The sequence below is a fragment of the Neisseria sp. P0022.S010 genome, assembly GCF_051956635.1.
Map to the genome: position 1 here is coordinate 1 of NZ_JBQCXF010000244.1, position 4332 is coordinate 4332.

Here is a 4332-nt window from a genome sequence, read left to right on the forward strand (position 1 = left end):
AATCAATCTGACCGATTAAGTAAGAAGAAATTTCCACTTCCTGCGGCGCAACCTGTACATTGTCAGAAGACAGCCATGCGTTGATCCAAGGAATCGGATTTTGGGTCGCACCTTCAAATCCGGCAGGGAGGCCAACCGCCTGCATACGCAGATTGGTGATGTATTCAACGTATTGCGCCAGAATTTCCTTATTCAGACCAATCATGGAACCGTCTTTAAACAGATAGGCCGCCCATTCTTTTTCCTGCTCCGCTGCTTTTTTGAAGAGTTTGAAACATTCGTCCTGCAATTCAACGGCGATTTCCGCCATCTCAGGGTCGTCTGAACCAGCGCGCATCAGGTTGAGCATATGCTGCGTACTGGTCAGGTGCAAGGCTTCGTCGCGGGCAATCAGTTTGATGATTTTGGCGTTGCCTTCCATCAATTCACGCTCGGCAAAGGCGAACGAGCAGGCGAATGAAACGTAGAAGCGGATGGCTTCCAATACGTTGACGCACATCAGGCAGAGATAGAGTTTTTTCTTCAACTCGCGCAAAGACACGGTAACGAGCTTGCCGCCGACATTGTGCGTGCCTTCACCCAACAGATTGTAATACTGAGTGTATTCAATCAAATCATCGTAATAGCAGGCAATGTCTTCAGCGCGGGCGATGATGTATTCGTTCTGCACGATGTCGTCGAACACGACCGACGGATCATTCACGATATTGCGAATGATGTGAGTGTAGCTGCGCGAGTGGATGGTCTCGCTAAAGCTCCACGTTTCAATCCAAGTTTCCAACTCGGGAATCGACACCAAAGGCAGCAAGGCAACGTTCGGACTGCGGCCTTGGATGGAATCGAGCAGGGTTTGGTATTTCAGATTGCTGATGAAAATATGTTTTTCATGTTCGGGCAGGTTGGCATAGTCGATACGGTCGCGCGACACGTCGATTTCTTCCGGCCGCCAAAAGAAAGACAGTTGTTTTTCAATCAGTTTTTCAAATACTTCGTATTTCTGCTGGTCATAACGGGCAACATTTACCGGCTGACCGAAAAACATCGGCTCTTTAAGCGCATCGTTTTTGGTTTTGGAAAAGGTGCTGTATGACATGACTAGGTGTTCGCAGGACATGGTTTTTTCTCAAGTTGATTTAAATCTAAAAGTAGGATAGGCGACTTCTAGGCTATGCAAAGCAGATGGGTCGTCTGAAAATTTTTATTTTGAGCCTTAATTGCAATCGTGGTACAATTTGTCTCAACAAAACGCATGAGCAGGCATGAAACTATTTCAGCGTTTGTCCGGCCTTTTTAGGCTACTAGCCCAAGAGCAGTTATAAAGCGAAGCCTGTACTAACAACCCTTACTTTTAAGTGAGGGTTGTTTTACTTTGGGCGTTTGATTCTCTTATTGACCAATGTATTATGTAATAATACAAAGAAACCAACCGGTTTTCTCCTTACTGTTGTTCCATGATTTTCTTTGTAATCCTTATCTCGGATATATGCACTATTAATGTAAATATGTACATCATGCTTGGGAGATTTGGCTCTTTGAAGTGAAAAGTAGATTTCATAATCCACTTTTTTACCGTTTTTATCCGTTACTGATATGGTCAGAAACTTATCGTCAGCCGAAGCAAAATAACATTTACTCCTACTGATTTCACGCATAATTTGCGGCAACATTTTTGAAACCTGATAACGTTCGAAACAAAAAATTCGTGTCTCTTTAGCCGTTACATAATGCAATGCAGGTTCAACATCTGATAACTTTTCTCCCTTACGTTTATTTTCGCCTCTTGTAAAACAATGTGAACTAAACTCGATGATACAGCGGTATCGTTTTTCCGCCGTACCATCACTTTTCGCAAGTTGAATATAATCGCAAGAAAATGCAGTTAAATGCGTTAAATCATATTCACTACCTTGATAATCAAATTTAAGAAAGGCTTTCAATTACTTCACCAAAGCCCTTATCAAATCTTACAAGCCCCCCCAGCACAGCCGTCATCCTGAATATCGGTCTGCGTATCATCCGCGCCGTCTCGGGTGTTGTGGTAGTACAGAGTTTTGACGCCGTATTTGTAGGCGGTCAGCAGATCTTTGAGCATTTGTTTCATGGAAACTTTGTTGCCTTCAAATTTACCCGGGTCGTAGGCGGTATTGGCGGAAATTGCCTGATCGACGAATTTTTGCATTACGCCGACGAGTTTCAGGTAGCCTTCGTTGCCTGGAAGCTGCCACAGGGTTTCGTAGGCGTCTTTCAGGGCTTCAAACTCCGGCACGACTTGTTTCAGGATGCCGTCTTTCGATGCTTTGACTGTTACCAAGCCGCGCGGCGGCTCGATGCCGTTGGTAGCATTGGCAATTTGCGAGCTGGTTTCAGACGGCATGAGTGCGGTCAGGGTGGAGTTGCGCAGGCCGTATTTGACGATGTCGGCGCGCAGGCTTTCCCAGTCGCACAACAGCGGTTCGCTGCACACGGCATCCAAGTCTTTTTTGTAAGTGTCGATGGGCAGTTTGCCTTGAGAATAAACGGTTTGGTTGAACAGCGGGCATGCGCCGTATTCTTTAGCGAGATTTACCGATGCTTTGAGCAGGTAATACTGCATGGCTTCAAAGGTGCGGTGGGTCAGGCCGAGCGCGGAATCGTCGCTGTAACGGACGCCGTTTTTCGCCAGATAATAGGCGTAGTTGATGACACCGATGCCGAGCGTGCGGCGGTTCATGGTCGCGGTGCGGGCGGCTTCGACCGGATAGTCTTGATAATCCAGCAAGGCATCGAGTGCGCGCACGGTCAAATCGGCAAGCCCTTCCAGCTCGTCCAAGCTGTTTAATGCGCCCAAGTTGAAGGCAGACAGGGTACACAGGGCGATTTCGCCGTTCGGATCGTTGATGTTATCCAACGGTTTGGTCGGCAGGGCAATTTCCATGCACAGGTTGGACTGGTGAACGGGGGCGACGCGCGGGTCAAACGGGCTGTGCGTGTTGCAGTGGTCAACGTTTTGGATGTAGATACGTCCCGTTCCGGCGCGTTCCTGCATCAGCGTGGAGAACAAATCGGTAGCAGACAAGGTGCACTTGCGGATATTCGGGTCTTGCTCGTATTTCGTGTAGAGACGTTCGAATTCGTCTTGGTCGGCAAAGAACGCGTCGTACAGGCCGGGAACTTCGTTAGGCGAGAACAGCGTGATGTTGCCGCCTTTAATCAGGCGGGTGTACAGCAGGCGGTTGATTTGCACGCCGTAATCAAGCTGGCGAATGCGATTGTCTTCCACGCCGCGGTTGTTTTTCAACACCAACAGGCTTTCGGCTTCGATGTGCCACAGAGGATAGAACAAAGTAGCCGCGCCGCCACGTACGCCGCCCTGCGAGCAGGACTTAACAGCCGCTTGGAACATTTTGAAGAATGGGATACAGCCGGTGTGTTGCGCTTCGCCGCCGCGGATTTCGCTGCCCAAACCACGGATGCGTCCGGCGTTGATGCCGATACCCGCACGTTGGGAAACGTATTTCACAATCGCGCTGGTGGTAGCATTGATGGAATCCAGACTGTCGTCGCATTCAATCAATACACAGCTTGAGAACTGGCGCGTAGGCGTGCGCACGCCGCTCATAATCGGGGTTGGCAGTGATACTTTAAACGTAGAAACGGCGTCGTAAAAACGTTTGACGTAATCCAAGCGCGTCTCTTTCGGATATTTACTGAAGAGACACATGGCCACCAAAATGTATAAGAACTGAGGCGTTTCATAAATTTGGCGGGTAACGCGGTTTTGAACCAGATATTTGCCTTCCAGCTGTTTTACGGCAGCATAAGAGAAGGTCATATCGCGGCTGTGGTCGATATAGGCATTAAGCTCGTCGAATTCTTCGCGGCTGTAATCTGCGATGATGTGGCGGTCGTATTTGCCTGCTTCGGCCAGTTTTTTAACGTGATCGTAGAGGTGAGGCGGTTCGAATTCGCCATAAGCGATTTTGCGTAGATGGAAAATGGCGAGGCGGGCAGCCAGATATTGATAATCGGGCGTATCTTGTGAGATCAGGTCGGCCGCGGCCTTGATGATGGTCTCATGGATATCGTCGGTACGGATACCGTTGTAAAACTGAATATGTGATTTAAGCTCGACTTGCGATACGGAGACGTTTTGTAAGCCTTCCGCCGCCCAAGTAACAACGCGGTGGATTTTGTCTAAATTGATATCTTCCAAGCGTCCGTCGCGTTTGGTTACTTTAATATTCGTTGCTGCATTCATTATTCAGTCTCCCCATTAAAAAACACAAGATACGGTATGTGATTGCTTTGAACGGCACAATATAATGTATTTTTCTTTGTTTAACTAGACTTGAC

The 4332-nt window shown here is 48.0% G+C and carries 3 protein-coding genes; all 3 read right to left on the bottom strand.

The window, feature by feature from the left end; translation table 11 throughout:
* The coding region (gene nrdB / locus ACTHUT_RS14535) for a class Ia ribonucleoside-diphosphate reductase subunit beta (RefSeq protein ID WP_440418953.1) at positions 1–1093 on the bottom strand (1093 nt) is incomplete at its 3' end.
* A gap of 271 nt (positions 1094–1364) precedes the next feature.
* The gene (locus tag ACTHUT_RS14540; RefSeq protein ID WP_250600465.1) at positions 1365–1937 is read right to left on the bottom strand and encodes a hypothetical protein; all 573 of its coding nucleotides are present in this window, start codon (positions 1935–1937) and stop codon (positions 1365–1367) included.
* A gap of 20 nt (positions 1938–1957) precedes the next feature.
* Complete coding sequence (nrdA, locus tag ACTHUT_RS14545; RefSeq protein WP_440418954.1) at positions 1958–4237, bottom strand: class 1a ribonucleoside-diphosphate reductase subunit alpha; 2280 nt, start codon at positions 4235–4237, stop codon at positions 1958–1960.
* Between the last annotated feature and the right edge of the window lie 95 nt (positions 4238–4332).

Coding starts and splice junctions, on each gene's coding strand:
- nrdA (WP_440418954.1), bottom strand. CDS start 4,237: ATGAATGCAGCAACGAATATTAAAGTAACCAAACGCGACGGACGCTTG.